The sequence below is a fragment of the Pseudonocardia yuanmonensis genome (assembly GCF_039542425.1).
In the GTDB taxonomy this organism is placed as follows: Bacteria; Actinomycetota; Actinomycetes; order Mycobacteriales; family Pseudonocardiaceae; genus Pseudonocardia; species Pseudonocardia yuanmonensis.
Genome location: NZ_BAABIC010000008.1, coordinates 218,355 through 244,720, shown reverse-complemented (window position 1 = coordinate 244,720; position 26,366 = coordinate 218,355). Strand labels below are relative to the sequence as shown.

Genomic DNA, 26,366 nt, shown 5'->3' with positions numbered 1-26,366 from the left:
GGTCGTGGTGGGCGACAGCCCGGCGGCGGCGACCTGCCGGAGGAGTACGCCCGAAGGTGCGGCCGGAGGGGGTGGTTCCCGGGCCGGGTGCGGCCGCGGACGTGCCGGGGCTCAGCCCTGTGCCTGGATCGCGGTGATCGCGACGGTGGTGACGATGTCGTGCACGGTCGCCCCGCGGGACAGGTCGTTGACCGGCTTCGCCAGGCCCTGGAGGACCGGACCGATCGCGACCGCTCCCGCGGAGCGTTGCACGGCCTTGTAGGTGTTGTTGCCGGTGTTGAGGTCGGGGAAGACGAACACCGTCGCCCGCCCGGCCACCCTGCTGCCGGGCAGCTTCAGGCGCGCGACCTCGGGGTCGACGGCGGCGTCGTACTGGATCGGGCCCTCCACCGGCAGATCCGGCCGCCGCGAGTGCACCAGAGCCGTCGCCGTCCGGACCAGATCGACGTCGGCGCCGGAGCCGGACTCGCCGGTGGAGTAGGACAGCATCGCGACCCGCGGGTCGATCCCGAAGGTCGTCGCGGTGCGTGCCGCGGACAGCGCGATCTCGGCGAGCTGCGCGGCGTCCGGGTTCGGGACGACCGCGCAGTCGGCGTAGACGACGACGTGGTCGGCCAGGCACATCAGGAACGCGCTCGACACCAGCGACACCCCCGGCGCGGTCCGGATCACCTCGAAGGCCGGGCGGATCGTGTGGGCGGTGGTGTGCGTGGCCCCGGAGACCATGCCGTCGGCCACACCCTGGCGCACCATCAGTGTGCCGAAGTAGGTGCCGTCGGCCATCAGGTCCAGTGCCAACGGCAGCGCGACCCCCCGGTGGCGGCGCTGCTCGGCGTAGACCCGCGCGAAGTCCTCCCGCCACGGTGACGTGGCGGGGTCGACGATCCGCACGCCGGGCAGCGTGAGGCCGAGCGCAGCCGCCCGGGACCGCAGCTCGGCTTCGCGGCCCAGCAGCGTCAGGTCGACCACCCCGCGCAGGAGCAGCTGCTCCGCGGCGCGCAGGATCCGGTCGTCGTCGCCCTCGGGCAGCACGATGTGCCGGCGGTCGGCCCGGGCCCGGTCGAGGAGCTGCTGCTCGAACATCAGCGGGGTGGTACGCGCCGGACGGGCCATGTCGAGCCGCCGGGCCAGGGCGTCGTGGTCGACCCTGTCCTCGAACAGCCGGATCGCGGAGGCGATCTTGCGTTCACCGTCCGGGCGGATCGCGGCCCGGACCCGGCCGACCGCCGAGACGGTGTCGAAGGTGTCGCCCGGGACGGCGAGCACCGGTACGCCGGCCGCGCCGAGGCCCTCGGCGAGGCGGCGCACCGCCGGGTCCACGGTGCCGCCGGTCAGGACCAACCCGGCGACGGCCGGGTAGGTGCCCGACAGGTGCGCGGCGAGCGTTCCCGCCACGATGTCCGCCCGGTCGCCCGGGGTGATCACCAGGTCCGCATCGCCCACCCGTGCGAGGAAGTGCGGCAGGCCCATCGCCCCGACGATCACCCGCTCGATCTCCCGGGCGAGCTCCGGGCGGCCGGCGACCACCTCCGCCCCGAGGGTGACCGCGACCTCGGCGACGGTCGGGGCCGACAGCAGTGGCAGCTCGGCCAGCACCCCGCCCGGCAGGCCACCCGATGCGGCCGGTAGCTCGTCGTGGACGCTGTCGGCCACGACCGGGTCGACGCGGTTGCAGACCACACCGAGCAGCTCGCAGCCGCGCTCGACGAGCGCGGCGAGATCATGCCGGACGGCGTCGAGCACCTGGGTCGCCGTGCGCCCGCGGCCTCCCACCACCAGCAGGACCGGTGCCTCGAGGTGGACGGCCGCGGCGGCGTTGAGGTCCACCTCGGTGGCCGGCGCCGCGGTGAGGTCACTGCCCTCGACCACGACGACGTCCGCGCCGGCCGCCACCGCCCCCCAGCCGTCCAGGATCCGCCCCAGCACGGCGTCGCGCGAGAGACGGTGCAGCTCCGCGGTGGTCAGGGCGAAGGAGTCCGTGTAGCGCTGCGGGAGCCGGTAGTGCCGGCGGACGAGCTCGACGTCCGGATCCGGCGGGTCGGCGGCGGCCACCAGCGGGCGGAAGAAGGCCGCCCGTCCCGCCCGCCGGGCGAGCACCTCGAACAGCCCGAGCACGACCGCCGACTTGCCGCTCCCCGGCTCGAGCGCGGTGACGTAGACGTTCCTGGCCTTCCTCGGACCGTTCTGCACCTGGGTTCCGCTCCCGTTCGTGATCGGTCCCGCCTGACTCAGCGGGTCACCGGCTGCACGGGAGCCTCCTCCTCGGGCGCCGGGATCTGGTCGGCCGGTGGGGGCTGGGGGAGGCGCAGCCGCTTGAGCAGCAGCGCGTTGACGGCGACGAGGAAGCTGGATCCGGCGCCCGATCGGGGACCACAGCAGCACCGGCACCGACAGCAGGGCCGCGACCAGGAACCGGTTGCGCATGTCGGCGACCATCGCCGCCATCGACATCTCGCCGTGCCCGCCGTTCCCCATCATCTCGTGCGGGGCCACCCCCGCCTCCGGTGCGGCAACGGCGTGCGCGGCCTCGTGCCCGACGGGAACGGCCTGCTCGACGCTCGTGTCGTGGGCGGTCGCCTCGGCGAGCGGGTCGCAGACGTGCTCGGGCACCGAGCGCCCCCGGCAGGCGTAGCCGCAGTCGCGGATCCAGCCCGCCAGCTCGGCGACCGTGGTGCGGGGGTTCTCGCAGCCGTGAGGAGGAGGCTTCCGTCGTTGCGGGCGGCCGGTCAGGGCCGTTGGCACCGAGGTGGCCGTGGGCGAGCAGTCGGCGGCCCGGGCTCGACGAGATGAGCCAGGGCGTGTCCGGGATCGGGCCGACGAACAGCGGGACTCGCGTGCGTCGCCCCGCCCCGAGCTGGTCAGAGGGTCGGACTTCTTTTCACGGTGTCGTGCCCGGGCGATCGTGCCAGTAGCCCTGCGTCTGCACCCGGGCCGCGGCGAGGCCGGCCTCACCGAGTAGTGCCCGGACCCGGGCGACCCGGGAGCTCTCGGTCGCGGCCAGGCGTAGAAGGCCTCGCCGAGTGCCGCGGCGGCGGCGCCGTGGGTGCGTGTCCACTCCTCGACCGCGGGCAGCAGGCGGCCGCGGGGCAGAGGGTGATCGCCACTCCGGGCGGCCCGGCCAGGTCGGCCGCGTCCGCCGGGTCGCCCACCTCGAGGAGCGCGGTGCCGGCGGTCTCGGAACCCAGCGAGGCGAGGATGGCGCGGAGGGCGGGCAGGGCGGCCTCGTCCGCGACGAGCAGCACGGTCCCGGCCGCGCCGGGGTGCCACTGGACGCCGTGGTCCGCGCGGCCGCGGCGCACGTCCGGGCCGGAGACCAGCAGGCGCTCGCCGATCCGGGCCGCAGCGGCCCATCGGCTGGCCGGTCCCGGCCGGGCGTGCACGAACACGTCGACATCGATCTCGCGCTGCGGCCAGCGCACCGCGCTGGGCGTGTAGCTGCGCAGGACGGGGCGACCGGCGTCGGGCAGGTCCCGCCAGGTCGCCCGCCACTCCCGCTCCGGCACCGGCTCGGTCCGCGGATCGAACGCCGTGGGGTACTCGCCCTGCGGGACGAGGAGCTTGATCCGCTGGTCCGGGCCGTGCGCGGCGAAGTGGGCCAGCTGGGGACCGTGCAGGGTGAGCCGCACGAAGCCCGGGGAGAGCCGCTCGACGGCGGCGACGCGGGTCTCGAACAGGACGTTCGGCGAGGTGTCGAACGACCGCGTCATGCGGCGCGTCCGGCCAGGATGCGCTCGAGGTCGTCGAGCACGGCCAGGCCGCCGCGCGTCCCGACGCCGGTGATCCAGAAGGACTGGTCCACGACGTGCAGGTTCGGGAAGGACTCGGCGCGCACCGCCGCCACCGCGGGCGGGACGACCGTCTCGTCGCCCGCCTTGCTCGCGGTGACCAGCACGAGATCGGCCCGGGCCTCCAGGACGAGCTCGGGGGACAGATCGACCGAGATCGAGTTCTCCCAGTCGCGCGGCGGGGTGGTGAAGCCGGCGCACTCGAGGGTACTGCCGGCGAAGGAGGTCGGGCCGTAGAGGGTGAGCACACCCTCGCGGGGTCGGACGAGCTGTGCGGTCCGGCCTGCCGTGCGGTGGGCGGCGGCGACCTCGTCGCAGCGCTGGTCGTACCGGTCCAACAGGCCCTGCGCCTCGGGCTCCGCGCCGAGCGCCCGGCCGACGAACCGGACGTTGTCCTGCCACGGGTCGGCCTGGCTGGCCATGAACACGGTCGGGGCGATCGCGGTGAGCTGCGGGTAGAGCTCGCGGTGCCGGGACTCGGTGCCCAGGATCAGATCGGGCTTCAGCGCCGCGATCCCCTCGAGCGAGGGCTCGGCGACGGTCCCGACCGGCGTGACGGCCTTCGCCTCCTCCCCGAGGTAGGCCGGGACCCCCGCGGTGGGGCTCAGCACCGCCGCTCCGACCGGCACGCGCCCGAGGGCGACGGCGGTGTCGAGCTGCACGGGCTCCAGCACGACGATCCGCTGCGGGTCGGCCGGCACCTGCGTCTCCCCGTGCGCGTGCGCGACCGTGCGCGGCTCCGCGGCCTCCTCCCCGGTCCCGGTGTTCCCGCCGCAGGCGAACAGGACGAGCGCCCCGACGACCGCGGCGGCGATCGGGAGCAGGCGACGGGCACGTACGGCGGGCATGGGCAGGGTCCGTCCTCTCCGGAATCGAGCGGAGGTGAGGCTAACCTCTGCACAGTCGGACGGGGTGTGAGGTTTGTCCCGTTGCGCGCCTCGAACACCTGCTGCGAGGCGCGGGTGCGTTCGGGTCGCGTCGTCGCCCGGCCCCTCGCCGGATCCTGCGGGACCCAGGCCCCTGCCCTGGGGTCCGGCTCGCAGGAACCGGTGAATCCGGCGGCCGGCGTGATTGGCCCGCGCCTCCCGGTGGTACCCCGGTCGCACTGCGCCACGTCGGCGCACGCCGGGGCGCAGGGCGGTGCGGGGGCCGCACCGCGGACGCGGGCGGTCGGGCGGCGGGGAGCCGCCGGTCCGCCGGGGACGACCCGGAGGTGAGCAGATCATGACGACGGCCGAGAGCGGCGAGGTCACCGGTACCAAGGACAAGGACTACAACCTCGTCTGGTTCACCGAGCAGTGCCTCAGCAACGCGCTGCGGCTGGAGACCTACATCCAGGACGCCCAGCGCGACGGCGACGACGAGCTGGCCGAGTTCTTCCGGCGGGCGCAGGGAGAGAGCCGGAAGGGCGCCGAGCAGGCCAAGCAGATGCTCGCCCGCCGGTTGTCCGGCTGATCATGACCGGACGCGCGGACATGGTCGCCCGGCTCCGCTCGCGGGGAATCACCGACGAGCGGGTGCTGGCGGCCATGGCCGCGGTGCCGCGGGAGCGGTTCGTGCGGCCGGAGCTCGCCGGCGAGGCCTACGTCGACATGCCGCTGGACATCGGCCGTGGTCAGACCATCTCCGCTCCGTCCATCGTGGCCTTCAGCATCGCCGCGCTGCAGCAGCCCCCCACGGCGCGGGTGCTCGAGATCGGCACCGGGTCCGGGTACGCCGCAGCGGTGCTGGCCCGCTGCGTCGCCGAGGTGGTGTCGATCGAGCGCGACCCCGCGCTCGCGGCCCGCGCGCGCGAGGTCCTCGCCGGGCTCGCCCCCACCGTCGAGGTGCGCACCGGCGACGGCATGCACGGCGCCCCCGACCGGGCCCCCTTCGACGGGATCATGGTCAGCGCCATGGCGACCCGGGAGATCCCGCCCGCCCTGCGCGCACAGCTCGCACCCGGCGGCACCATCGTGTGCCCCGTCGGCGACGACCGGGTCGGCAGCCTGGTCCGGTACCGCGACGGCCACACCGAGAACCTGGTCGAGGTCAGCTTCGTCCCCCTGGTCCCGGGCAGCCCCGACGCCTGAGCGGACCGGCCTCGGCGGCGCCGAGGACCGGCGGCGCCGGCCCTCGGCGACCGCCGCTCAGCCGAGGATTCGCGCCTTCTGGGCCGCGAACTCGTCGTCCGTGAGGACGCCCTGCTCCCGGAGCTGCGCGAGCTCCTTGAGCTGGGTGATGACGTCCGTACCGCCGCCGGGCGCGGGCGCGGGTGCGGCGGCCGGGTACGGGGCGGGTGGGGCCATCTGCTCCTCGTAGGCCCGCTCACGCTGGGCGGCGATCTCGGCGTCCCGGTCGGCGAATTTGCGCGCCTGGCGGCGCTGCACCCGTCCGGCCACCGAGGAGGCGGTGCCGGCGACGATCGCGGTGCGGGCGATGCCCCGCAACAGACCTGGCATGGTGTGTCCTCCCGTCAGCCCGGCAGACCGGCCTCGAGCCGTTCCACGGCTTCGAGCACGTCCGGCGCAGGGATCCGCTGGCTGGCGATCAGCTCACCGCCGGCCTCGAGCACGGCCCCGACCAGCGGGGCGGCCCAGGTGTTCTCGTACAGCAGGAGCGCGGCCATGGAGCCCGGCCGCATCATCTCCGCGACGGTCCGGACGTCGTCGTCGTGGAGGAGCCCGGACCGCGCCCCCTCGAACGCGGTGAAGCCGCCGACCCCCGCACTCGTCACGTCCGTGAGGTCGATCCCCGAGTACGACCCGTCGGGGGCCTTGCGGATCAGCAGGAGGTCGTAGAGGCGGACGACGTCCCGCCGGACGAGGTCCATGAGGACGTCGCCGCAGGCCTTCGTGTCGGCGTCGTCGGGGAACTCCAGGAGCACGAAGTCGATCGGCCCCGCGGTCGTCTGATCCGGCATCGCTGCACCACTCTCCCGTCTCACCGTTCGCGTCACCGGAACGCTAGGGAGCCCCGGGCCGGGCGGACTCACCCTCGGCGGACGACTTCCGGCCCGGACCGATGAGTGCGGGCCGCCCCGGCGGTCCCTCCTGCGACGACACCGCCGCACACGGGAGGAGACGATCATGGGTGAGCGGTCCGGAGCCGAGGGGACCCGGCCGGGTCCCTTGGCGGTCGAGTTCACGGCCGTGCTGCAGAAGAGCGCCGCCCAGGGCGGCTGGACCTACGTGCGGATGCCGGGCTCGGCGGAGTTCTTCGGGACCCGCGGGCTGGTGAAGGTGCGCGGCACCGTCGACGGGCACGCCTTCCGCAGCTCCTTCATGGCGCTCGGCGACGGCACGCACAAGCTGCCGGTGAGGGCGGAGCTGCTGCGCACCCTCGGTCGGACGGCGGGGGAGACGGTGACCGTCCGTCTCGAGGAGCGCCTGGGGTGAGCAGGCCCGTCGCTCCGCCCCACGGCGAAGCGCGTGGCCGTGGTGCTTGCCGCGCCGGGCCGCTGCTGCTGGAGTGACCGGGTGACCGATCCACTGCTCGGCCCGCAGGACGACGTCACCGCGGCGCGGCTGGCGCGCGAGCCGATCCTGTGGCTGACGACGGTGGACCGCACGCCCCGGCCGCACACCGCGCCCGTCTGGTTCCTGTTCGCCGATCCGCGGCTCGTGGTGTTCAGCCGCCCGGACACGGCGAAGGTCGGGCGGATGCGGCGGAACCCGGCGGTGGCCTTCTCCCTCGACAGCGCCACCGGCGGGACCGACATCGTGCTCGGCGAGGGCGACGCGACCCTCGCCGAGCAGGCCGACGTCGCCGGCGACCTGGCGCCCTTCGAGGAGAAGTACCACGCCCTGCTCGGTGACCAGAGCTTCGACGACTGGCTCGCGGTCTTCTCCCAGCCGGTGGTCGTCGCGGTCACGAAGATCGTCTCGTGGCGGCCGGGGCCGGACGGGCTGGACTACCGCCGGATCGTCTGACCCCTCACCCTTCGGGCGCGTCGCCGGCGGCCGGGACGCGGGCTCACGTGGGGTTGGTCGTGCCCTCCACCGTCCGCTTGATCTCGGCGAGGGTCTGTTCGAGGCCGGCGCGGATGCGGTCGCCGTCGACGTGCTCGGTGTGCAGGGCGACCGTGACCTCCGAGCCCTCGGCCACGGCGTTGACCGACAGCTCGCCGTGGTAGCCGTTCGGGCCCTCGGAGCCCCAGCGCAGGGAGCGCAGGGCCGGGTCGCTGTCGAACCAGGCCTCGCCCTCCGTGCGCTCGCCGTCGACCTCCGCGACCACGTGCACCTCCTCGGCGCCGCCGGGCACGTCTCCGGTGGCGGCGCTGCCGGTCGGTTCGGCCTCGCGCATGGCGGCGAAGTAGTCGGGGAGGTTGTGGACGTCCGACAGGTACCGGAACAGCGCGTCCGGCTCGGCCGCCACGGTGGTGGAGTGTTCGTAGTCACCCATGCCGGGCGGATACCACCGGGCGGCCGACGCTATCCCGGGCCCGCTCAGCGGCGGGCGCGGACCGCCGCGGCCAGCTCGTCGAGCAGGTCGGCCGTGGTGTCCCAGGACAGGCACTTGTCCGTGACGGACCGCCCGTAGACGAGCTCGCCGCCGAGGGACTGGTTCCCCTCGGCCAGGAAGCTCTCCATCATCAGCCCGGTCACGCCGGTGTCGCCGTCGCCGATCCGGGCCGCGATCTCCCGCACGACCCCGGCCTGCCGCACGTGGTCCTTGCGCGAGTTGCCGTGGCTCGCGTCCACGACCACGCGCTCGGGCAGGCCGGCCTTCGCGAGCCGGGTGCGGGCGTCCGCGACGTCCTCGGCGGAGTAGTTCGGGCCGGCCGCGCCGCCGCGCAGGATGACGTGCGCGTCCGGGTTGCCGGTGGTGCGCACCAGCGCCGCGAGGCCGTCCGGGTTGATGCCCATGAACACGTGCGGGGCGGCGGCCGCGCCGATGCCGTCGACGGCCACCTGGACGTCGCCGTCCGTCCCGTTCTTGATGCCGACCGGCATCGACAGGCCGCTGACCAGCTGCCGGTGCACCTGGGAGGCCGCGGTCCGGGCGCCGATGGAGCCCCAGGTCACGGTGTCGGCGATGAACTGCGGAGTGATCGGGTCGAGGAACTCGCAGCCGACGGGCAGGCCGAGGGCGGTGATGTCGAGCAGCAGCCGGCGCGCGGTGCGCAGGCCGCGGTTGACGTCGAAGCTGCCGTCGAGCCCCGGGTCGTTGATCAGGCCCTTCCAGCCCACGGTCGAGCGTGGCTTCTCGAAGTAGGCCCGCATCACGACGACCAGGTCCCCGGAGAGCCGCTCCGCCCGGGCCGCGAGCCGGTGCGCGTAGTCGAGCGCGGCGTCGGGGTCGTGGATCGAGCAGGGGCCGACGACGACCAGCAGCCGGTCGTCCCGGCCGTCGAGGACGTCGACCACGTCGGCCCGGCCGCGGGTGACGACGTCGGCGACCCGGTCGTCGGCCGGCAGCTCGTCCCGCAGCAGCGCGGGGGAGAGCAGCGGGCTGATCCGGGCCGTGCGGTGCTGGTCGAGCGCGGCCGGGAGGGCGGTGTCGAGGGGGGACATCGGGGTGGGGTCCTTTCGCGGACCGGCCCCGTCGAAGATCCCGCCGAGCCGGCCCAGGTGGTTACCGGCTCTCGTGGGGATGGGTCAGCGCAGCAGGCTGCGTGCCGACCCATCCCGGGCCGGCCCGCTAAACCAGTATCGGCGCGCCATGCGGACCACCGTAGCAGCCGTGCTCAGGAGAGCGTCCAGATGGCGTAGTTCAGGGCGGCCGCGAAGGTGACCCAGCCCAGGTAGGGCACGAGCAGCCAGGCGGCGGCGCGGCTGTGCCGGGCGAACAGTGCGATCGTGGCGACGATCGACAGCCACAGCAGGACGATCTCGGCGAAAGCGACGCCCTGGAGCCCCGCGGCGAAGAACAGCGGGGTCCAGGCCATGTTCAGCAGGAGCTGCAGCGCATAGACGACGTGCGCGGGTGCGGTCAACCCCGACCGGCGCCAGACCAGCCAGCCGGACACCGCGATCGTCGCGTACAGCACGGTCCACACCGGACCGAAGAGCCAGGAGGGCGGCGCCCAGGAGGGGCGCACGAAGCCGGCGTACTGCTCGGACGCCGGGGCGGAGGCGAGCCCGCCGACGACGGCGACGACCACCACCGCGGCGACGAACCCGAGCAGCGCGAGCAGGGCGGACGGGCGCAGACGGGAGGCGTGAACGGTCATACCGGACAGTCTCGACCATCGAGACACTTTCCGCGCGGCGAACCGCTCACCCCGGCGGGCGACCGCTCGCCGCACCCGGTGGTCGTGGAGCATAACGGCGTGACGGTCCGGGCCGATCTCCGTGTCGGAGACCCTCGCCGTTGGGACAGGTGATGATCAGCGAACTGCGCGGATCCGGGCCCGCGACGACGCGGACCGGACGGCACCGCCTCCCGGAGACCCCGCTGGAACGGGCGTCGCGCGTGGTGGCGGTGGCGGTCGACGGCACCGAGCTGCTGGCCGAGGCCGGTGGCCTCCTGCAGCACCTGGTCGCGGAGGGCGTGGAGGTCGAGATCCTCGTGGCAGTGGACGCCGATCCGCGGTCGCTCGCCCGGTGCGGCCTGCGGTCGGTGCCGGTGCACCGGCTCGGCCTGCGGTGGCCCCTGCACGGGGGGGCGGAGGACGACCTGCTCGCCGCGCTCAGCGAGGTCGTCGGCTTCGATCCCGGTCCCGGCCTGGGGATCCTCGCGGCCGCCGAGCTCCCCGCCGGGCCCGACGGCCGGCCGGACCGGGCCGCGGTCGCGCACGCCGCCGAGGTCGCGGCGGCGGTGTACGGGGCGGAGATCGCGCGGTCGCTGCCGCGGGCACCCGCGGGTGCCCCGGCGACGGGCTACGTGCTCGCCGGCCGGGAGGCGGCGCACAAGCGGTACGCGGTCGGCCCCGACGCGAGCCCCGTGGAGACCTTCCTCGCGGACCTGCGCGTCACGCTGCCGCAGCGCTGAATCCCGCGGCGCGGACCCGACGGACCTACCGGCCGGCGGCGTCGATCCGCGCGGAGATCTGCGCCGCCAGCTCGGTGTCCTTGGCGGTGAGCCCACCGGCGGAGTGCGTCGAGAGCCGGAAGGTCACGGTCCGCCAGCGGATGTCGATGTCGGGGTGGTGGTTGCGCTCCTCGGCGTCCTCGGCGACCCGGTCGACGACGGTGATCGCGTCGGGGAAGCTCGGCAGCTCGGCGGAGCGCACGATCGCGTTGCCGTCCCGCTCCCAGCCGGGCAGGTCGGTCAGCGCGGCGGTGACGGCGTCGTCGTCCAGCAGTTCGGCCATGCCGACCATCGTGGAGCAACCGGCCCCGTCGGGCACCCTTCTCACGCGTCCCGGCGCTGCATCCGCCAGATCGTGAAGCCGATCCCGATCGCCGCGTAGCAGAGCGCGCGCAGGGTCGACGAGCCCATGGCGTCGAGCGTGATCGGGTAGCGCAGCGCGTCCGCCCCGGCCGACCAGCCCGAGGTGAGCAACCAGGGCTGCAGCCAGTCGAGCGCGGGGATCGCGCTCAGCACGCCGAACGCGATCAGCCCGCCCAGCACGCTCGCCAGCACGACGAGCGGGTGCTCGGTCAGTGAGGACACCGCCAGCGCCACCGCACCGACGGCCGCCAGCTGCCCGACCACCCAGATCGTGACCAGCGCGACCCGGGCGAGCCCGGCGCCGAGGCCGAGCGTGGTGCCGGAGAGGGTGACCATCCCGCCGTCCGCGCTGCCGACCACGACCATGCCCGCCAGCACCCCGACGACGGCGATCACCAGCGCCGCGGCGAAGGCCACCACCAGCACGCCGAAGGCCTTCACCCCGACCAGCCGCAGCCGGCTCACGGGCGCCAGCAGCAGGCCGCGCAGGGTGCCGACGGCGGCCTCGCCGGCGATCGCGTCGGCCGCCGCCATGGCCACGGCGAGCGGCAGCAGCAGCGCCAGCGTGACGGTCAGGGCCGCGACCGGGAGCACGAGTCCGTTGCCCGCGACGGCGCCGATCAGCCCGCCCCCGCCGCTGCGGTCGGCGACCACGACCCCGATCGCGATGAGCACCGGGATCAGCGCGAACAGGCCCAGCGTGACCAGCGTGCGCGGGCGGCGGAACACCCAGCGCACCTCGGCCGCGAGCAGCCGGCCGAGCGGGGCGGTGGTGCGGCCGGGGTCCGCCACCGGGGCGGCGGTGAACGTCATGGTCCCTCCGTGAGCTGCGCGAACAGCTCCTCGAGCCGCGGGCGGCGGCGGCGCGCCTCGTGCACCGGGACGCCCGCGCGCACCAGCAGCGCGACGATCTCCGGCGGCTCCGGCCCGTCCGTCACGACCACGCCGGGCTCGCCGCCGGTGTCGCGGGCCGCCACCGCCCCGGCCTCGGTCAGCGCGCGCAGGGCCGGCTCGACGTCCGGCGTCACGACGACGAGGCCGCCGGTCCGCGAGTCCAACAACCCCCGCAGCTCCCCGGCCGCGACCAGCGCGCCCGACTGCAGGACCGCGACGTGCGTGCAGGTCGCCTCCACCTCGGCCAGCAGGTGCGAGGAGACGATCACCGTGGATCCGGCGGCGTGCAGCTCGGCGATGATCGCCCGGACGTCCCGGGTGCCGGCCGGGTCGAGGCCGTTGGTCGGCTCGTCGAGCACCACGAGCCGGCGCGGGACGAGCAGCGCCCCGGCCAGCCCGAGCCGCTGCTTCATGCCGAGCGAGTAGCCGCGGAACCGGCGGTCGGCCGCGTGGGCGAGCCCCACCCGTTCCAGCGCGGACCCGACCGCCTCCGGGATGGCCGCCGCGTCGAGCAGCGGTTCGGCCGCGGCCATCCGGCGCAGGTTCTCCCGCCCGGAGAGGAACGGGTGGAAGCCGGGCCCCTCGACCAGCGCGCCGACGTGCGGCAGGGCCCCGGCGACCTCCGGCAGCGGGCGGCCGAGCAGCTCGGCGGTGCCCGCGGTCGGGCGGGTCAGCCCGAGCAGCATCCGGATCAGGGTGGTCTTGCCCGAGCCGTTGGGCCCGAGCATGCCGAGCACGGCACCGGCGGGGACCTCGAGGTCCAGGCCCGCCACCGCGACCGTGCGGCCGTAGACCTTCCGCAGGCCGACGGCCCGGGCGGCGGGAGCGGCGGTCACCCGCGCAGCCTCCCGCACGGGGAGGGTCGTCACTTCGACAGGGCCTCGGTGAGCACCTGCTCGGGGACGGCACCCGCCGCGACCCGCCCGTCGTCGGTCACGATCGCGCTCGCCACCGCGGTGGTGATCAGCCGGCCGCTGCCCCAGGACCCGCTGACCGGGGCGCCGAGCTGCCCGAGGTCGGGCGTGCCCTGTGGCGCGCGGTCCTGGGCGGGGCGCTGGGCGATCACGACGGTGTCCCATCCGTCGCCGACCACCGTCGGCTCGGCTCCGCCGGGCCGGTCGCCGCGGTCGGGCCCGCCGTCCGGGGCGTCCGTGACGGTCGTGCCGGGCGGCGGGGTGAACGTGAACAGCGAGGCGTCCTGCGGGCCGAAGGTGATGTCGGTGAACCCGACCTCGAGGGCCGGGTCGGCGGACCCGGTGGCCAGCACGGTGAGCCGCAGCGGGATCCGCTTCTCCGAGTCCACGGCGATCCGGACCTCGCGCAGCAGCGTCCGCTCGGTGGGCTTGGGCGCCAGGACCAGCTCGTAGGCCGGGCGGCCCGCCACCTCGGCGGTGCCGTCGACCGTCACGGTGCTGGTGGTGCGCAGCTGCGCGACGGCGTCGGCGGCCGAGCGGGTCGGGTCCGCGGCCCCGGCCTCGGGCTGGTGCTCGCCCGGGGTGAGCGTCTTCCTGGTGGCCGTGCGGTCGGTGGAGTCGTAGGACCAGGCCGTGGTCCCGTCCGAGACCAGCGTCTTCTCGCCCTGGTCCGACGGCAGCGCCACGCGGCCCCTGCCCGCGCCGTCCGACCAGACGCGGGCCTCCTTCGTGCCGTTCGCGAGCTCCGGCACGCCGGGGATCGCGGGGAGGCCGAGCGCGTTGTCCAGCTCGACCGTGCCGTTCAGCGGCCCCGGGTTCGCCTGCGCCACCGAGGTCACCAGGTCCTCCGGCGAGACCGGCGGCAACTCCGGCTGCGCGCCCGCGCCCGCGGGCATCGCCACGAGTCCCAGCCCGACCGCGCCCACGATCGCCACACCCGTTCCGATGCGGGCCCAGAACCGTCCCGCCGTCCCCACTGCCATGCCGGTAAGCCTGACGCACGAGGGCTGAGAGAGGTCTCAACCGGACACCCCGCCGCTGAGAAACGACTGAGCGGCGCGTGCGGAACGAGCAGCAATGCGGAGGGCCGGGCGTCCGTCCGGCGGTACGTTGTCGGCGATGGCCAGGGTGCTGGTGGTGGACGACGAGCCCGGGGTGCGCACGGCGCTGACCCGCGGGCTCACCGCCGAGGGGATGGAGGTCGTCGCGGTCGGCGACGGCGACTCCGCGCTGCGCGCCGCGCTGACCGGGGGTTTCGACGCCGTCGTGCTCGACATCATCCTGCCCGGGCTGTCCGGCTACCGGGTCCTCGAGCGCATGCGCGCGGCCGGCGTCGACACCCCGGTGCTCATGCTGTCCGCCAAGGACGGCGAGATCGACCAGGCGGACGGGCTGGACCTCGGGGCGGACGGCTACCTCGTCAAACCCTTCTCCTTCGTCGTGCTCGTGGCGCAGCTCAAGGCGATGCTGCGCCGGCGCGACGCCGCGCTCGGCCGCTCCGGGCAGCGGGTGCGGCTGGGCGGGTTGGTCGTCGACCCCGCCTCGCGGGCGGTGACCTGGGAGGACGCGCCCGTCGAGCTCTCGCCGCGGGAGTTCGAGCTGCTGCACGCGCTGGCCCGCCGCCCGGACACCGCCGTGGCCAAGGACGAGCTGCTCCGCCTGGTCTGGGGCGACGAGCAGGCCGCGAGCCGCAACGTCGTCGAGGTCTACGTCGGGTACCTGCGCCGCAAGCTCGACGCCGTCGGTGCCGGCCACGTGCTGCGCACCGTCCGCGGGCACGGGTACCTCGTCGGATCGGGCTGAGCGGTGTTGCGGCGCCGGTTCGCCCGCGGCCTGGCGCGCTCCCGGGTGCTGCGGGTCCGCAGCTGGTGGCGGCACCGCACGCTGCGCTTCCGGATCACCACCGTGGTCGGCGCGGTCGCGCTCGTCGCTCTGCTGGCGCTGAGCCGCCTCGGGGTCACCCTGCTCTACACCACGTTGATCGCCGCGGCGGACAACGAGCTGCACACCCAGGCCGGGGTCGTCGTGTCGCGGCTCGAGGCGGGGGCGGCGGTCGACGACCGGGCCACCCCGCCGTCGATCCGGATCACCGACACCGCGGGAACGCCCGTGGACGGGCGCGGGCCGCTGCCGATGGGCGAGCGGGACGTGCGGGACCTCGCGGCCGGGCGGGCCGAGAACGTGTTCCTCGACGGCGCCGCCACACGCTGGGTGGCGGACCCGGCGATCCTGCCCGACGGGAGCACCCGGCTCGTGTTCGTGTCCGGCGACCTCGTCGGCGGGGCGACGCTGCTGGCCCGAGCGGCCGTCGGGTTCGTCGTGGCGGGGCTGCTCGCGGCGGCGGTCGTGGCGCTCGCGGCCTGGGTGGCGACGCGGGCGGCGCTGCGGCCCGTCGACCGGATGCGGGCCGCCGCGGCGGCACTCCCGCCCGGGCGCCGGCTGCCCGTCCCCGCGGCGCACGACGAGCTGCGCGCCCTCGCCGAGGAGCTGAACTCCCTGCTCGCGCGCCGCGACGAGGCCGCCGCCCGGCTCGAGCGGTTCACCGGCGACGCGGCCCACGAGCTGCGCTCCCCGGTCGCCGCGATCCGCGCGCAGGCCGAGGTGGCGGTCGCGCACCCGGACCCGGCGCTGGCGGGGGAGACGCTGCGCGACGTCGCCGTCGAGGCGCAGCGGCTGTCCGGCCTGCTCGCCGATCTGCTGGCGCTCGCCCGGGCCGACGCCGGGCAGCGGCCCGACCCCGAACCCGTCGACCTGGTGGAGGCGGCCCGCTCGGCGGTCGACCGGGTCACCTCCGGCCCGGCGCCCGAGCTGCTCGCGCCGGGCGTCGCGCTGGCCGCGGCCGGGCCCGCGGAGGTCGCGCTGGTGCTGGACAACCTGCTCGCCAACGCCGCGCGCTACGCCGCGACGCGGGTCCGGATCGAGGTGCTGCCGGCCGGGCGGGTCACCCGCCTCGTGGTGTCCGACGACGGCCCGGGCATCCCCGAGGCCGACCGGGTGCGGGTGTTCGACCGGTTCACCCGGCTCTCCCAGGAGGCGGGCGGCGGGCACGCGGGGCTCGGGCTGGCGCTGGTCGCGGCGCTCGTGCGCGGGCGGGGCGGCGAGGTGTCCGCGGGCGCGTCGGCGTGGGGCGGGGCGCGGCTGGAGGTGCGCTGGCCCGCACCGTGAGGCGGGGCGCGGCTGGAGGTGCGCCGGACCGCACCGTGAGGGCGGGGCCGTGACCGGCCGGCGGTCGCCGGGTCTGGAACGATCCCGGTCGTGCCCGTGGAGAGCCGCTCGACCCTGATCGCGGCACCGCGCCGGCTGGTCGCCGGCGTGGTGCGGGACGGCGAGGCGGCCGACGAGTCGCTGCGGGCGGTCGGGCACCGGTACTCCGCCGCCGTCCGGCTGCTGGTCCCGGGCGACGTGGTGCTGCTCGAGGCCCGGCTCGCCCCCGGCGTCCGGCTGCCGTACCGGTCGCGGATCCGGTCCGCCGGCGTCGACGGGATGGTGTCGGAGCTGGCGGGCGGACCGGCGAAGGGCCTGGTGCACACCACGACCCTCGCCGACCGGCCGGACGGCACGGTGATGCGGGACGAGATCCGCTGGCGGTCGCCCTTCGGGCCGGTCGGACGGATCGGCGACGCGATCCTGGTGCGCCGGCTGATGCGCGCCATGCTCGCGGCCCGCTCCGCCGTGTACCGGCGGCGGGCCGAGGAGCTGGCCGGGGCGCCGGTCGTCGTCGGGGCGGCGGTGGTGCGCGACGGCGAGGTGCTGGCCGCGCAGCGGTCGCGGCCGGCCGAGCTGCGGGGGCGGTGGGAGCTGCCGGGAGGGCGGGCCGAGCCGGGCGAGTCGGAGCCGGAGGCGCTGGCCCGGGAGTGCGCGGAGGAGCTCGCCGCGCAGGTCGAGGTGGGGGAGCGGGTGGGCACCGACCTGCCCGTGACGACGCCGGGCGGGGAGCTCGTGCTGCGGATGTACGCCGCGGGGTTGCGTCCGGACTCCCCGGAGCCCAAGGCGTTGGAACATCTCGCGGTGCGCTGGGTGGGGGCGCGGGAGCTGCCCACGGTGGGGTGGGTCGAGGCCGACCGGGCGGTGGTCGCGGACCTGGAGGCCCTCCTCCGCGCCTGAGCCCGGGACCGATCGACGACGGGTGGAACCGCAGCGGGGACGGGTCCGTCGAAACCGGGCATGGAGCCGATCACGCACCTCGACCCCGCCCCTGCCCCTGCCACCCCCGCCGCCCCTGCCGCCCCGTCCGGGAATCCCGCTCTCGCCGCGCTGCTCCGGCGTCAGGCCGGGGTCGTCGGGCGGGCGCAGGCGCGGGCCGTCGGCCTGTCCCCCGACGCGATCGACCGGAAGCTGGCCGGCCGGCACTGGGTCCCGCTGCACCCGCGGGTCTACCTCGACCGCACCCACCGGGTGACGGACGAGGCGCGGGTCCGCGCCGCCGTCCTCTGGGCCGGCGACGACGCGGTGCTCAGCGGCCTGGCCGCCGCCTGGTGGCACGGCGTGGCCCCGGCCCTGGCCGGCGAGATCGCCGTGACCGTGCCGCGCCGCCGCTCGCCGCGGAACCGGCCGGGCGTCACCGTCCGCCGCCGCGACCTCGCCGACGACGACCGGACCAGCCGGCACGACGTGCCCGTCACCGCGCTGCCGCTCGCCGTGCTGGAGGCGGCGGTCGAGCTGGGCGCGGCGGGCGGACCGTTCCTCGACCGTGCCCTGCAGTCGCACGTCGGGTTCGCGGAGGTGGCGCGGGCTCACGCGCGGAACCACGGCGCTGCGGGCGCCGCGGCGGCGCGCGCCGCCCTGGCCGCGACCGCGGAACGGGCCGGACCGGCGGCCGTCCGGCTCCTGGTCACGCGGCTGCGGGAGGCGCGGCTCATCGGCTGGCGCACGGACCACCCGGCGGCCGGGGTGGTGCTGCCGGTCGCCTTCCCGCAGGCACGGGTGGCCGTGGAGGTCGAGGGCTGGGCGCGGCCGCTCGGGGCGGAGGCGCGCCGGCGCTCGCTGTGGCGGCGGGGTGTGCTCGCCCGCGCCGGCTGGACGGTGCTGTCCTGTGGCTGGCAGGAGCTCGCGACCCGACCGGACCGCGTGCTGGGCGAGATCGGCCGCGCGGTCGCGCTGTCCCGGAGGGCCGGGTGATCCGCGGCGGACGGGGGCGCGGCGGTCCGGATCACTCTGTGACCTTGGTCATCGGATCAGGGGGTGGTGGGCATGATCGAACCCGCCGGCCGTCGGCCGAGCAGGGAACGATTCAGAGCGCGTCGGGGAGGCGGGCCGCAGGCCGCCCGCGACCGTCCACAAGGACGGCGGCGGACCCGCGCAGGCCCGCGACCTCAGTAGATGCGCGCCGTCTTCAGCGCCCGGGCGTACTCCTTGCCCGAGAGGTTCTTGGCGTCCATCTTCTTGAGCCGGAGGGCTACGACGGGGCAGCTCTTGCACCGCTTCGGCTTCGACCGGCAGCACTTCTTCTTCACCTTGCCCATCGTGAGGTGAGCCTAGGCTGACCTTTCGCGAAGGTCCAGACCTCCGCCGGGATACCGTGAAGTGTGAGCACAGCCGGATCCACCCTCGCCGACGCCCCGCAGATCGCCGACCGCGGCCTGCCGGACGGCACGCGCGAACTGCGGAACGTGGCGATCGTCGCGCACGTCGACCACGGGAAGACCACCCTCGTCGACGCCATGCTGCGCGCCTCGGGCGCGTTCGGCGAGCGGGCCGAGCCCGTCGACCGCGTGATGGACTCCGGCGACCTCGAGCGCGAGAAGGGCATCACCATTCTCGCCAAGAACACCACCGTGAACTGGCAGGGCGTCACGGTCAACGTGATCGACACGCCCGGCCACGCGGACTTCGGCGGCGAGGTCGAGCGCGGCCTGTCGATGGTCGACGGCGTGGTCCTGCTGGTCGACGCGTCGGAGGGCCCGCTCCCGCAGACCCGCTTCGTGCTGCGCAAGACGCTGGCCGCGGGCCTGCCGGTGATGCTGGTCGTCAACAAGACCGACCGTGCCGACGCCCGCATCGAGGAGGTCGTCGACGAGTCGCTCGAGCTGCTCCTGGAGCTGGCGGACGAGCTGGACCTCGACGAGGACGCCACGGCCCACCTGCTCGACCTCCCGGTCGTCTACGCCTCCGGCCGCGCCGGCCGCGCCTCGCGCAACCGGCCCGCCGACGGCACGCTGCCGGACTCCGAGGACCTCCAGCCGCTGTTCGACGTCCTGTTCGACACCGTCCCGGCGCCGGAGGACGACCCGACCGCCCCGCTGCAGGCGCACGTCACTAACCTCGACGCGACCTCCTTCCTCGGCCGCATCGCGCTCTGTCGGGTGCGCGCCGGCGTGATCCGGCGCGGCCAGCAGGTGGGCTGGTGCAAGGAGGACGGCACCGTCACCCGCGTCAAGATCACCGAGCTGCTGCGCACCGAGGGCCTGCAGCGGGTGCCGGCGGAGGAAGCGGTCGCGGGCGACATCGTGGCGGTCGCCGGGATCGCGGACGTCATGATCGGGGACACGCTCGCGGACCCGGAGAACCCGGTCCCGCTCGAGCGCATCCACGTCGACGAGCCGGCGATCTCGATGACCATCGGCATCAACACCTCGCCGCTGGTGGGCCGCGACCCCAAGCCGGGCACCAAGCTCACCGCCCGGCAGGTCAAGGGCCGGCTGGACGCCGAGCTCGTCGGCAACGTGTCGCTGCGCGTGCTGCCCACCGAGCGCCCGGACACCTGGGAGGTCCAGGGCCGCGGCGAGCTGGCGCTGGCCGTGCTGGTCGAGACCATGCGCCGCGAGGGCTACGAGCTCACCGTGGGCAAGCCCGAGGTCGTCACGAAGACCGTCGACGGCAAGCTCCACGAGCCGTTCGAGCGCCTCTCCATCGACGTCCCCACCGACTCGCTCGGCGCCGTCACCCAGCTGCTCGCCGCCCGTAAGGGCGAGATGAGCCAGATGGTGCACGGCGAGAGCCGGGTCCGGCTGGACTTCCGGGTGCCCTCGCGCGGGCTGATCGGCTTCCGCACGGAGTTCCTCACCATCACCCGGGGCGCGGGCATCGCCAGCCACGTCTTCGACGGCTACGGCCCCTGGGTCGGCGAGATCTCCAGCCGGCTGCGCGGCTCCCTGATCGCGGACCGCACGGGCGCCGTCACGGGCTACGCCGTCGACGCGCTCTCCGACCGCGGCGTGCTGTTCGTCGGCCCGGGCACCCAGGTCTACGACGGCATGGTGATCGGCGAGTACACCCGCAACGAGGACCTCGAGGTCAACATCGTGCGGGACAAGAAGCTCACCAACATGCGCAAGTCGACGGGCGACGAGCTGGTCAAGCTCACCCCGCCGACGATCCTGTCGCTGGAGCAGAGCCTGGAGTTCTGCGCCTCCGACGAGTGCGTCGAGGTCACCCCGGAGAACGTCCGGATCCGCAAGGTCGAGCTGGACTCGCACCTGCGCGGCCGGCAGCGTGCCCGCGCCAAGGCCGCGGCGGCCGGCGTCTCCCGGTAGCCGCGGACCCGGCCGGTCGGGCCCGGCACCGCTCCGCCACGTCGCCGGTGCGACGATGGCGGTCCGGCGGGCCGCCCGGCCCCCGGACGGGGGAGGGCACGTGAGCGGCTGGGCACGCAGGACGCTGCTCGTGGTCGGCGCCTGCCTGCTCACCCTGCTCGCGGCCTGCACGGACGCGCCGGTGGAGCAGCCCGCCCCGCCGCAGCCCGCGCCGCCGCCGACGGCCGTCCGGGCCACCGAGGTCGTGGTCGGGGTGGACGACCTCGGCGCGGGCTTCAACCCGCACCTGCTCGCGGACCGCTCGCCGGTCACCCAGGCGCTGGCCACGCTGGTGCTGCCCTCGGTGTTCCGGCCGGACGCGGAGGGGGACCTGCAGCTCGACCGCACGGTCGCCACCAGCGCCGAGGTCGTCTCGACCAGCCCCTTCACGGTGAGTTACGAGCTCAACGTGCAGGCCTCGTGGTCGTCGAACTCGCCCATCGCCGCCGAGGACTTCGTCTACCTGTGGCAGCAGATGCGGACCCAGCCCGGCACGGTCGACGCCGAGGGGTACCGGCACGTCACGGACGTCCGGTCGCGGGCCGGCGGCAAGGCGGTCGACGTCGTGTTCGACGAGCCGTACCCGCAGTGGCAGCACCTCTTCTCCGGGCTCTTGCCCGCGCAGATCCTCAAGGACGCGCCCGGCTCGTGGACGGGGGCGCTGCAGGGCGGGCTGCCCGCCTCGGGCGGCCCCTTCCGCGTCGCCGCGGTGGACCGCGCCCGCGGCGAGGTCACCCTGGTCCGCAACGACCTCTACTGGGCCACTCCCGCCACCCTCGACCAGATCGTCCTCCGCCGGCTGGGCCCGCAGACCCTCGCCGAGGGCCTTCGGGTCGGCGACGTCGACGTCGCGATGCCCACCGCGGGGCCGGAGGTCACCGAGGCCCTCGCCCCCCTCGGCGGTGCCGTCACGACCACGCCCGCCCCGCGCGCGACCGTCACCGACCTCGCGCTGCGCTCGGACTACGGCCCCCTGTCCGACGTCCGGGTGCGCCAGGCCGTCGGGGCCCTGCTGGACCGCGAGCGGATCCGCGCCGCCGTGGCGCCCGCCGCCCTGCCGGCCGACGCGTTCGGCCTCGCCCCCTCGCAGCCCGGCTACGCCCCGACCGCCCCGGCGGGCGGCCCCGCCCGCACCGACCCCGCCGCCGCCGAGCGCCTGCTCACCGAGGCCGGGTACACGCGGGCCGCGGACGGGGCGTGGACCCTCGGCAACACCCCGCTGAGCCTCGTGATCGCGGCCGGCGCCGAGCGGACCACGGACGTCGACGTGGCCGAGGCCGTCGCGGAGCAGCTCCGGGCGGCCGGGATCGAAGTGCAGGTGGTGGCACCGCCGGCGGCGGACCTCTTCACCCAGCGGGCGGTGGTCGCGACGCCGCCCAGCACCAGCGCCCCGACCTCCGCTCCGAGCTCGGCCACTCCCTCGCCGGGGACCGCCCCGACGACCGGACCCACGCCGGCACCCACGACGGCGCCCACGACCGGCTCGGCGACGGCGTCGGGCGCCCCGGCCACCACCTCGGCGCCGCCGAGCGGCACCGCCGCGCCGAACGCGACCGTCCGGGCCGACATCCTCGTGCTGCCCCGGGCCGTCGGTGGGCCGCTCGGGCCGCAGCTGGCCTCGGCCTACGGCTGCCCGGACCCGACCCCCACGCTGCCCGCGCCGCCGGCCCTGCCCAACGGCTTCTGCTCGGCCACGCTGCAGCCGGTGCTCGAGTCCCTGGCGACGGCCGCGGTGCCCGATCCCGAGCAGCTCGCCACGGCCGAACGGGTGCTCTGGGCGCAGCTGCCGGTCCTGCCGCTCTTCCAGCAGGTGTCGCTCCTCGTGAGCACGACGCCCGGCGCCGCCGCCACCGGGTTCGGCCCCGGCCCGCTGGGGACGGGACCGCTCACCGGAGCGCAACGATGGAGCGCCCCGGTCAGCTGAGCCTCCCTCGTCGGGGCACAAGTTACTCCAGAGTAATCACGATGTGTCGCGCTGTCCACTTCACGTCACCCTTTGGTCACGATCGGCGACAGTGTTGGCGGGCCCGGCTGTGAGGTTCCTAAGTTGCGCAGGGATCGGGCGGCCGCCCGCCACATGGACGGCACGCGGTAAGGGTCGAAGTGCCCCGATCCCGGTGGCCCGACCGGGCCGGGACAGGCGAGAGATCGAGGAAGTCCATGAAGAGAACGAGGGCGGCCGCGGCCGCCGCGGTCGCCACGGCGGCGACCCTTGTCCTGGCGGCCTGCGGTGGCGGTGGTGGCGCCGGTGGCAGCTCGGGCGGGGTCTACGGCGACTGCAGCACCAACCCCAACACCTGCAACAGCGTCCCGGCGGACCAGCTGCAGCAGGGCGGGACGGTGACCCTGGCCTCCGAGAAGAACATCGACAACTGGAACGTCATCTCGTCCGAGGGCAACGTCGACTGGACCGGCATGGCGACCAAGCCGCTGCTGACCTACGCCTTCTACACCTCGCCCGATCTCAAGCCGACCCTCAACGAGAACCTGCTGGACTCGGCCGAGCTCACGAACCCGACGACGATCGTCTACAAGATCAAGCCGGCCGCGGTGTGGAACGACGGCACGCCCGTCACCGCCGACGACTTCGCCATGAGCTGGAAGTGGCAGAACACCCGCGACTGCCCGGCCTGCGAGACGGCCGGCAACGGCGGCTACGACCAGGTCACCGCGGTGACCGGCTCGGACAACGGGAAGACCGTGACGGTCACGCTGTCGAAGCCGTACACGGACTGGCAGAGCCTGTTCAACTCGGCCGCCCCGCTGTACCCGGCGCACATCGGCGCGCAGCAGGGTGACCTGAACTCGCCCGACGGCCTCGCCGCGGCGTTCGGGTACTTCGGCAGGACGCCCCCGAACTACTCGGCCGGTCCCTTCCAGGTGGAGAACTGGCAGGACAACGTCGCGCTGACGCTGGTCCCGAACCCGCAGTGGTACGGCGCGACCAAGCCCAAGCTCGACCGGCTGGTGATCCGGGTGATCACCGACGCCACCCAGGAGCCGCTGGCCCTGCAGAACAACGAGGTCCAGGCGCTGTTCCCGCAGCCGCAGGTCGACATCGTCAACCAGCTGAACAACATCCCGAACGTCTCGAACCACCAGGCGGCCGGGCTGTCGTGGGAGCACTTCGACTTCAACCTGCAGAACCCGTTCCTGGCGGACAAGGCGCTGCGCCAGGCGCTCTACACCGCGGTGAACACGCAGGACATCATCGCCAAGACGGTCGGGCAGTTCAATCCGGACATCAAGCCGCTGCAGAACAAGATGTTCGTGCCCCAGCAGGAGGGCTACCAGGACAACCTGACCGCCACCGGGCAGGGCTCGGGTGACATCGAGCGCGCCAAGAAGATCCTGACCGACGCCGGCTACACCGGGGTGGGCACCGCGCTCGTCGCGCCGAACGGCCAGGCCGTGCCGCCGCTGCGCATGCGCTACACGGTCGGCAACGCGGTCCGGCAGACCGAGTGCGAGCTGTTCCAGCAGTACGCGAAGCAGCTCGGCGTGAACGTCGAGATCTCGACGACGGACAGCCTGGGCACCACCACCAGCTCGGGCGACTACGACGTCATCGTGTTCGGCTGGATCATGTCGCCGGCGCCGTTCGGCGGCGCGCAGCAGCTGTGGCTGTCGAACTCGGGGTCGAACTACGGCAAGTACGTCAACCCGGTCACCGACCAGCTGATCAACGAGGCCGCCGCGTCGACGGACATCAACGACGCCCGGGCCAAGCTGAACGAGGCGGACCGGATCATGGCCGAGGACGCCTACGTGCTGCCGCTGTACCAGAAGCCGACCCTGGCCGCGGTGCAGAACACGCTGGGCAACGTCCGCAACAACGCGTCGCTCGACGGGATCACCTACAACACCGCCGAGTGGGGCATCCGCTCCGGCTCATGACGTGAGAACCGGGGGCGGGCCCGGGCGGGCCGATCACGCGTCGGCCGCCCGGCCCGGGCCCGCCCCCGGGGTTACCCTGCTCAGACGGCGGCCCGCCCCGCCACGAGCGGAGCGGACCGTGCTCCCACCACGAGTCGGAAGAAGCACATCCGCATGCTCGCCTTCGCCGTGCGCAGGATCCTGTACTCGATACCGGTCCTGATCGTCGCGTCGTTCATCATCTTCGCGCTGGGCTCGGCGTCGGCCGACCCGCTCGCGCCGCTGCGGGAGAAGAACCCGCCGGCACCCCCCAACGTCATCGAGGCCGAGCGGCTGCGGCTGCACCTCGACCAGCCGTTGGTCGAGCGCTACTTCTCGTGGCTCGGCGGCCTGTTCCGCGGCGACTTCGGCCCCTCGGTCGTGTCGACGGCGAACATCGGCGACGACCTCGGCGACCGCTTCCTGGTCACCATCCGGCTGATCGCGCTGGCCATGGTGATCGCGCTGATCCTGGCGGTGGTGATCGGCGTCCTGACGGCCGTCAAGCAGTACTCGAAGTTCGACTACGCGGCCACCTTCCTGGGCTTCCTGTTCCTGGCCATGCCCGCCTTCTGGTTCGCGATCCTGCTCAAGCAGGCCGGCGTGAGCTTCAACCTCGCCGTCGGCGACCAGGCGATCTACACGATCGGCCAGGCGTCCGTCCCGCCGCCGCAGGGCTTCGGCCCGTACGTCCTCGACATCCTCGGACACATGGTCCTGCCGACCATCTCGCTCGCGCTGATCTCCTACGCCGCGTGGAGCCGCTTCACCCGCGCCTCGATGCTCGAGGTGATGAACTCCGACTACGTGCGGCTCGCCCGCGCGAAGGGGCTCTCCCGGCGCACCGTGATGGTCAAGCACGCGCTGCGCACCGCGCTCATCCCGCTGACCACGGTCACCGCGCTCGACATCGCCTCGATCATCGGCGGCGCCGTCGTCACGGAGAACGTCTTCCAGTGGAAGGGCATGGGCGACTACCTGGTCACCTCGATCCGCAGCAACGACGTCTACGCGACGGCGTCCTGGCTGCTGGTCGCGGCAGCCGTGGTCATCGCCTTCAACCTGATCGCCGACCTGCTCTACGGCGTCCTCGACCCCAGGATCCGCTATGCCTGACACCACCACCCGGACCGGCACCGCCCCCGCGCCCGCGGCGGATCGCGAGTTCACGGTCGAGGAGCGCAGCCAGGCGCAGCTGGTGTTCCGGCGGTTCCTGCAGCACCGTGCGGCCGTCGTCAGCCTCTGCGTGCTGGTCGCGCTGATCCTGCTCGCCTACGTCGGCGGCTGGCTCTGGAAGTACGACGCCGGCCAGTACACCCCGGACAACTCCGTCCCGCCCTCGCCGGACCACCCCTTCGGCACCGACTCGGCCGGCCGCGACCAGTTCGCCCAGGTGCTGCGCGGCACCCGGATCTCGCTGCAGGTCTCGGTGTCCGTCGCGATCCTGGCCACGCTGGTCGGCACGCTGTGGGGCTCGGTCGCCGGGTACTTCGGCGGCAAGGTCGACACGATCATGATGCGCATTTCCGACCTGGTGCTCACGCTGCCGCTGATCGCCGTCGCGGCGATGCTGGCGCACAACTTCGGCGGCACCTGGTACCTGATCGCGCTGGTCATCGCGGGGCTCTACTGGGCGTACGTCTCCCGCGTCGCGCGCGGCGTGGTGCTGTCGTTGCGGGAGAAGGAGTTCGTCGAGGCCGCGAAGGCGCTCGGCGCGAGCGACACGCGGATCATCCTGCGCCACCTCGTGCCCAACGCGCTGGGCTCGATCCTCGTCAACCTGACGATCCTGGTGGCCCTGGCGATCCTGCTCGAGACCTCGCTGTCCTACCTGGGCTTCGGCGTCACCCCGCCGGACACCTCGCTCGGCCTGCTGGTCAGCGAGGCGCAGACGGCGCTCACCACCCGGCCGTGGCTGTTCTACTTCCCCGGCCTGTTCATCATCGTCATCGCGCTCACGATCAACTTCATCGGCGACGGCCTGCGTGACGCGTTCGACCCGCAGCAGACGAAGGTGCGCCAGTGAGCGA

27 protein-coding genes are annotated in these 26,366 nt (G+C 74.6%); 14 read left to right on the top strand and 13 right to left on the bottom strand.

What is annotated here, in order from left to right:
- Positions 1-111 precede the first annotated feature (111 nt).
- The 3 genes from pta to ABD990_RS14510 form a co-directional block, all read right to left on the bottom strand.
- Positions 112-2,742: a phosphate acetyltransferase gene (pta, locus tag ABD990_RS14520; RefSeq protein ID WP_345380996.1), complete on the bottom strand. Its 2,631-nt coding sequence runs from the start codon at positions 2,740-2,742 to the stop codon at positions 112-114.
- 206 nt (positions 2,743-2,948) lie between these two features.
- The gene (locus ABD990_RS14515) at positions 2,949-3,707 is read right to left on the bottom strand and encodes a siderophore-interacting protein (protein ID WP_345380995.1); all 759 of its coding nucleotides are present in this window, start codon (positions 3,705-3,707) and stop codon (positions 2,949-2,951) included.
- On the bottom strand, positions 3,704-4,633 hold the full coding sequence (locus tag ABD990_RS14510; protein WP_345380994.1) for an ABC transporter substrate-binding protein: 930 nt from the start codon (positions 4,631-4,633) through the stop codon (positions 3,704-3,706). Before ABD990_RS14510 ends, ABD990_RS14515 begins: the two co-directional genes overlap by 4 nt.
- 376 nt (positions 4,634-5,009) lie before the next feature.
- Between ABD990_RS14510 and ABD990_RS14505 the strand changes: the two genes are divergently transcribed.
- Both ABD990_RS14505 and ABD990_RS14500 read left to right on the top strand, forming a co-directional pair.
- On the top strand, positions 5,010-5,240 hold the full coding sequence (locus ABD990_RS14505; RefSeq protein WP_345380993.1) for a hypothetical protein: 231 nt from the start codon (positions 5,010-5,012) through the stop codon (positions 5,238-5,240).
- A gap of 2 nt (positions 5,241-5,242) precedes the next feature.
- Complete coding sequence (locus ABD990_RS14500) at positions 5,243-5,857, top strand: protein-L-isoaspartate(D-aspartate) O-methyltransferase (RefSeq protein ID WP_345380992.1); 615 nt, start codon at positions 5,243-5,245, stop codon at positions 5,855-5,857.
- Positions 5,858-5,914: 57 nt separating this feature from the next.
- Here the strand turns inward: ABD990_RS14500 and ABD990_RS14495 are convergent, their stop codons facing one another.
- Positions 5,915-6,226: an SHOCT domain-containing protein gene (locus ABD990_RS14495; protein ID WP_345380991.1), complete on the bottom strand. Its 312-nt coding sequence runs from the start codon at positions 6,224-6,226 to the stop codon at positions 5,915-5,917.
- Between the two features lie 14 nt (positions 6,227-6,240).
- Positions 6,241-6,687, bottom strand: a complete 447-nt coding sequence (locus tag ABD990_RS14490; RefSeq protein ID WP_345380990.1) for a DUF6325 family protein — start codon at positions 6,685-6,687, stop codon at positions 6,241-6,243.
- Between the two features lie 166 nt (positions 6,688-6,853).
- Here ABD990_RS14490 and ABD990_RS14485 point away from each other — a divergent pair, with 166 nt between their 5' ends.
- A complete protein-coding gene (locus ABD990_RS14485) occupies positions 6,854-7,162 on the top strand; it encodes a DUF1905 domain-containing protein (RefSeq protein ID WP_345380989.1) in 309 nt (102 codons plus the stop codon).
- Positions 7,163-7,243: 81 nt separating this feature from the next.
- Positions 7,244-7,696 (top strand): pyridoxamine 5'-phosphate oxidase family protein, encoded by a 453-nt coding sequence (locus ABD990_RS14480; RefSeq protein WP_345380988.1) that lies wholly within the window; start codon positions 7,244-7,246, stop codon positions 7,694-7,696.
- A 43-nt stretch (positions 7,697-7,739) separates the two neighbouring features.
- Here the strand turns inward: ABD990_RS14480 and ABD990_RS14475 are convergent, their stop codons facing one another.
- From ABD990_RS14475 to ABD990_RS14465, 3 genes are all read right to left on the bottom strand, one after another.
- Complete coding sequence (locus ABD990_RS14475; protein WP_345380987.1) at positions 7,740-8,168, bottom strand: SRPBCC family protein; 429 nt, start codon at positions 8,166-8,168, stop codon at positions 7,740-7,742.
- Positions 8,169-8,212: 44 nt separating this feature from the next.
- Positions 8,213-9,280, bottom strand: a complete 1,068-nt coding sequence (locus tag ABD990_RS14470) for a 3-deoxy-7-phosphoheptulonate synthase (RefSeq protein WP_345380985.1) — start codon at positions 9,278-9,280, stop codon at positions 8,213-8,215.
- A gap of 173 nt (positions 9,281-9,453) precedes the next feature.
- Complete coding sequence (locus tag ABD990_RS14465; protein ID WP_345380984.1) at positions 9,454-9,939, bottom strand: TspO/MBR family protein; 486 nt, start codon at positions 9,937-9,939, stop codon at positions 9,454-9,456.
- 152 nt (positions 9,940-10,091) lie between these two features.
- On the opposite strand from ABD990_RS14465, the gene ABD990_RS14460 reads away from it, so the two are divergent.
- The gene (locus tag ABD990_RS14460) at positions 10,092-10,700 is read left to right on the top strand and encodes a hypothetical protein (protein WP_345380983.1); all 609 of its coding nucleotides are present in this window, start codon (positions 10,092-10,094) and stop codon (positions 10,698-10,700) included.
- 25 nt (positions 10,701-10,725) lie between these two features.
- On the opposite strand, the gene ABD990_RS14455 is transcribed toward ABD990_RS14460, so the two are convergent.
- From ABD990_RS14455 to ABD990_RS14440, 4 genes are read right to left on the bottom strand one after another with little or no spacing between them, the layout of a single operon-like run.
- Positions 10,726-11,022, bottom strand: a complete 297-nt coding sequence (locus tag ABD990_RS14455; protein WP_345380982.1) for a 4a-hydroxytetrahydrobiopterin dehydratase — start codon at positions 11,020-11,022, stop codon at positions 10,726-10,728.
- 41 nt (positions 11,023-11,063) lie between these two features.
- A complete protein-coding gene (locus ABD990_RS14450) occupies positions 11,064-11,915 on the bottom strand; it encodes an ABC transporter permease (RefSeq protein WP_345380981.1) in 852 nt (283 codons plus the stop codon).
- Positions 11,912-12,832, bottom strand: a complete 921-nt coding sequence (locus ABD990_RS14445) for an ABC transporter ATP-binding protein (protein WP_345380980.1) — start codon at positions 12,830-12,832, stop codon at positions 11,912-11,914. The genes ABD990_RS14450 and ABD990_RS14445 overlap by 4 nt, the downstream gene beginning before the upstream one ends.
- A gap of 29 nt (positions 12,833-12,861) precedes the next feature.
- Positions 12,862-13,893 (bottom strand): LolA family protein, encoded by a 1,032-nt coding sequence (locus tag ABD990_RS14440; RefSeq protein ID WP_345380979.1) that lies wholly within the window; start codon positions 13,891-13,893, stop codon positions 12,862-12,864.
- 136 nt (positions 13,894-14,029) lie between these two features.
- Between ABD990_RS14440 and ABD990_RS14435 the strand changes: the two genes are divergently transcribed.
- From ABD990_RS14435 to ABD990_RS14420, 4 genes are all read left to right on the top strand, one after another.
- Positions 14,030-14,713, top strand: coding sequence for a response regulator transcription factor (locus tag ABD990_RS14435; protein ID WP_345380978.1), 684 nt, complete (start codon positions 14,030-14,032; stop codon positions 14,711-14,713).
- A gap of 3 nt (positions 14,714-14,716) precedes the next feature.
- Positions 14,717-16,075: a sensor histidine kinase gene (locus tag ABD990_RS14430; RefSeq protein ID WP_345380977.1), complete on the top strand. Its 1,359-nt coding sequence runs from the start codon at positions 14,717-14,719 to the stop codon at positions 16,073-16,075.
- A gap of 90 nt (positions 16,076-16,165) precedes the next feature.
- Positions 16,166-17,014, top strand: coding sequence for an NUDIX domain-containing protein (locus ABD990_RS14425; protein WP_345380976.1), 849 nt, complete (start codon positions 16,166-16,168; stop codon positions 17,012-17,014).
- A 60-nt stretch (positions 17,015-17,074) separates the two neighbouring features.
- Positions 17,075-18,028 carry a hypothetical protein gene (locus tag ABD990_RS14420; RefSeq protein ID WP_345380975.1) on the top strand — a complete coding sequence of 318 codons (954 nt, stop codon included), beginning with the start codon at positions 17,075-17,077 and terminating at the stop codon, positions 18,026-18,028.
- A 194-nt stretch (positions 18,029-18,222) separates the two neighbouring features.
- Here ABD990_RS14420 and ABD990_RS14415 read toward each other — a convergent pair whose 3' ends face one another.
- Positions 18,223-18,363, bottom strand: coding sequence for a hypothetical protein (locus ABD990_RS14415; RefSeq protein WP_345381027.1), 141 nt, complete (start codon positions 18,361-18,363; stop codon positions 18,223-18,225).
- Positions 18,364-18,435: 72 nt separating this feature from the next.
- On the opposite strand from ABD990_RS14415, the gene typA reads away from it, so the two are divergent.
- From typA to ABD990_RS14390, 5 genes are all read left to right on the top strand, one after another.
- Entirely contained in the window at positions 18,436-20,382 is a 1,947-nt protein-coding gene (gene typA, locus ABD990_RS14410) for a translational GTPase TypA (protein WP_425569598.1), read from the top strand.
- Between the two features lie 100 nt (positions 20,383-20,482).
- Complete coding sequence (locus ABD990_RS14405; RefSeq protein ID WP_345380974.1) at positions 20,483-22,345, top strand: ABC transporter family substrate-binding protein; 1,863 nt, start codon at positions 20,483-20,485, stop codon at positions 22,343-22,345.
- Positions 22,346-22,581: 236 nt separating this feature from the next.
- Positions 22,582-24,318: an ABC transporter family substrate-binding protein gene (locus tag ABD990_RS14400; RefSeq protein WP_345380973.1), complete on the top strand. Its 1,737-nt coding sequence runs from the start codon at positions 22,582-22,584 to the stop codon at positions 24,316-24,318.
- Positions 24,319-24,471: 153 nt separating this feature from the next.
- On the top strand, positions 24,472-25,452 hold the full coding sequence (locus ABD990_RS14395) for an ABC transporter permease (RefSeq protein WP_345380972.1): 981 nt from the start codon (positions 24,472-24,474) through the stop codon (positions 25,450-25,452).
- Positions 25,445-26,362 carry an ABC transporter permease gene (locus ABD990_RS14390; protein WP_345380971.1) on the top strand — a complete coding sequence of 306 codons (918 nt, stop codon included), beginning with the start codon at positions 25,445-25,447 and terminating at the stop codon, positions 26,360-26,362. The genes ABD990_RS14395 and ABD990_RS14390 overlap by 8 nt, the downstream gene beginning before the upstream one ends.
- Positions 26,363-26,366: the final 4 nt, after the last annotated feature.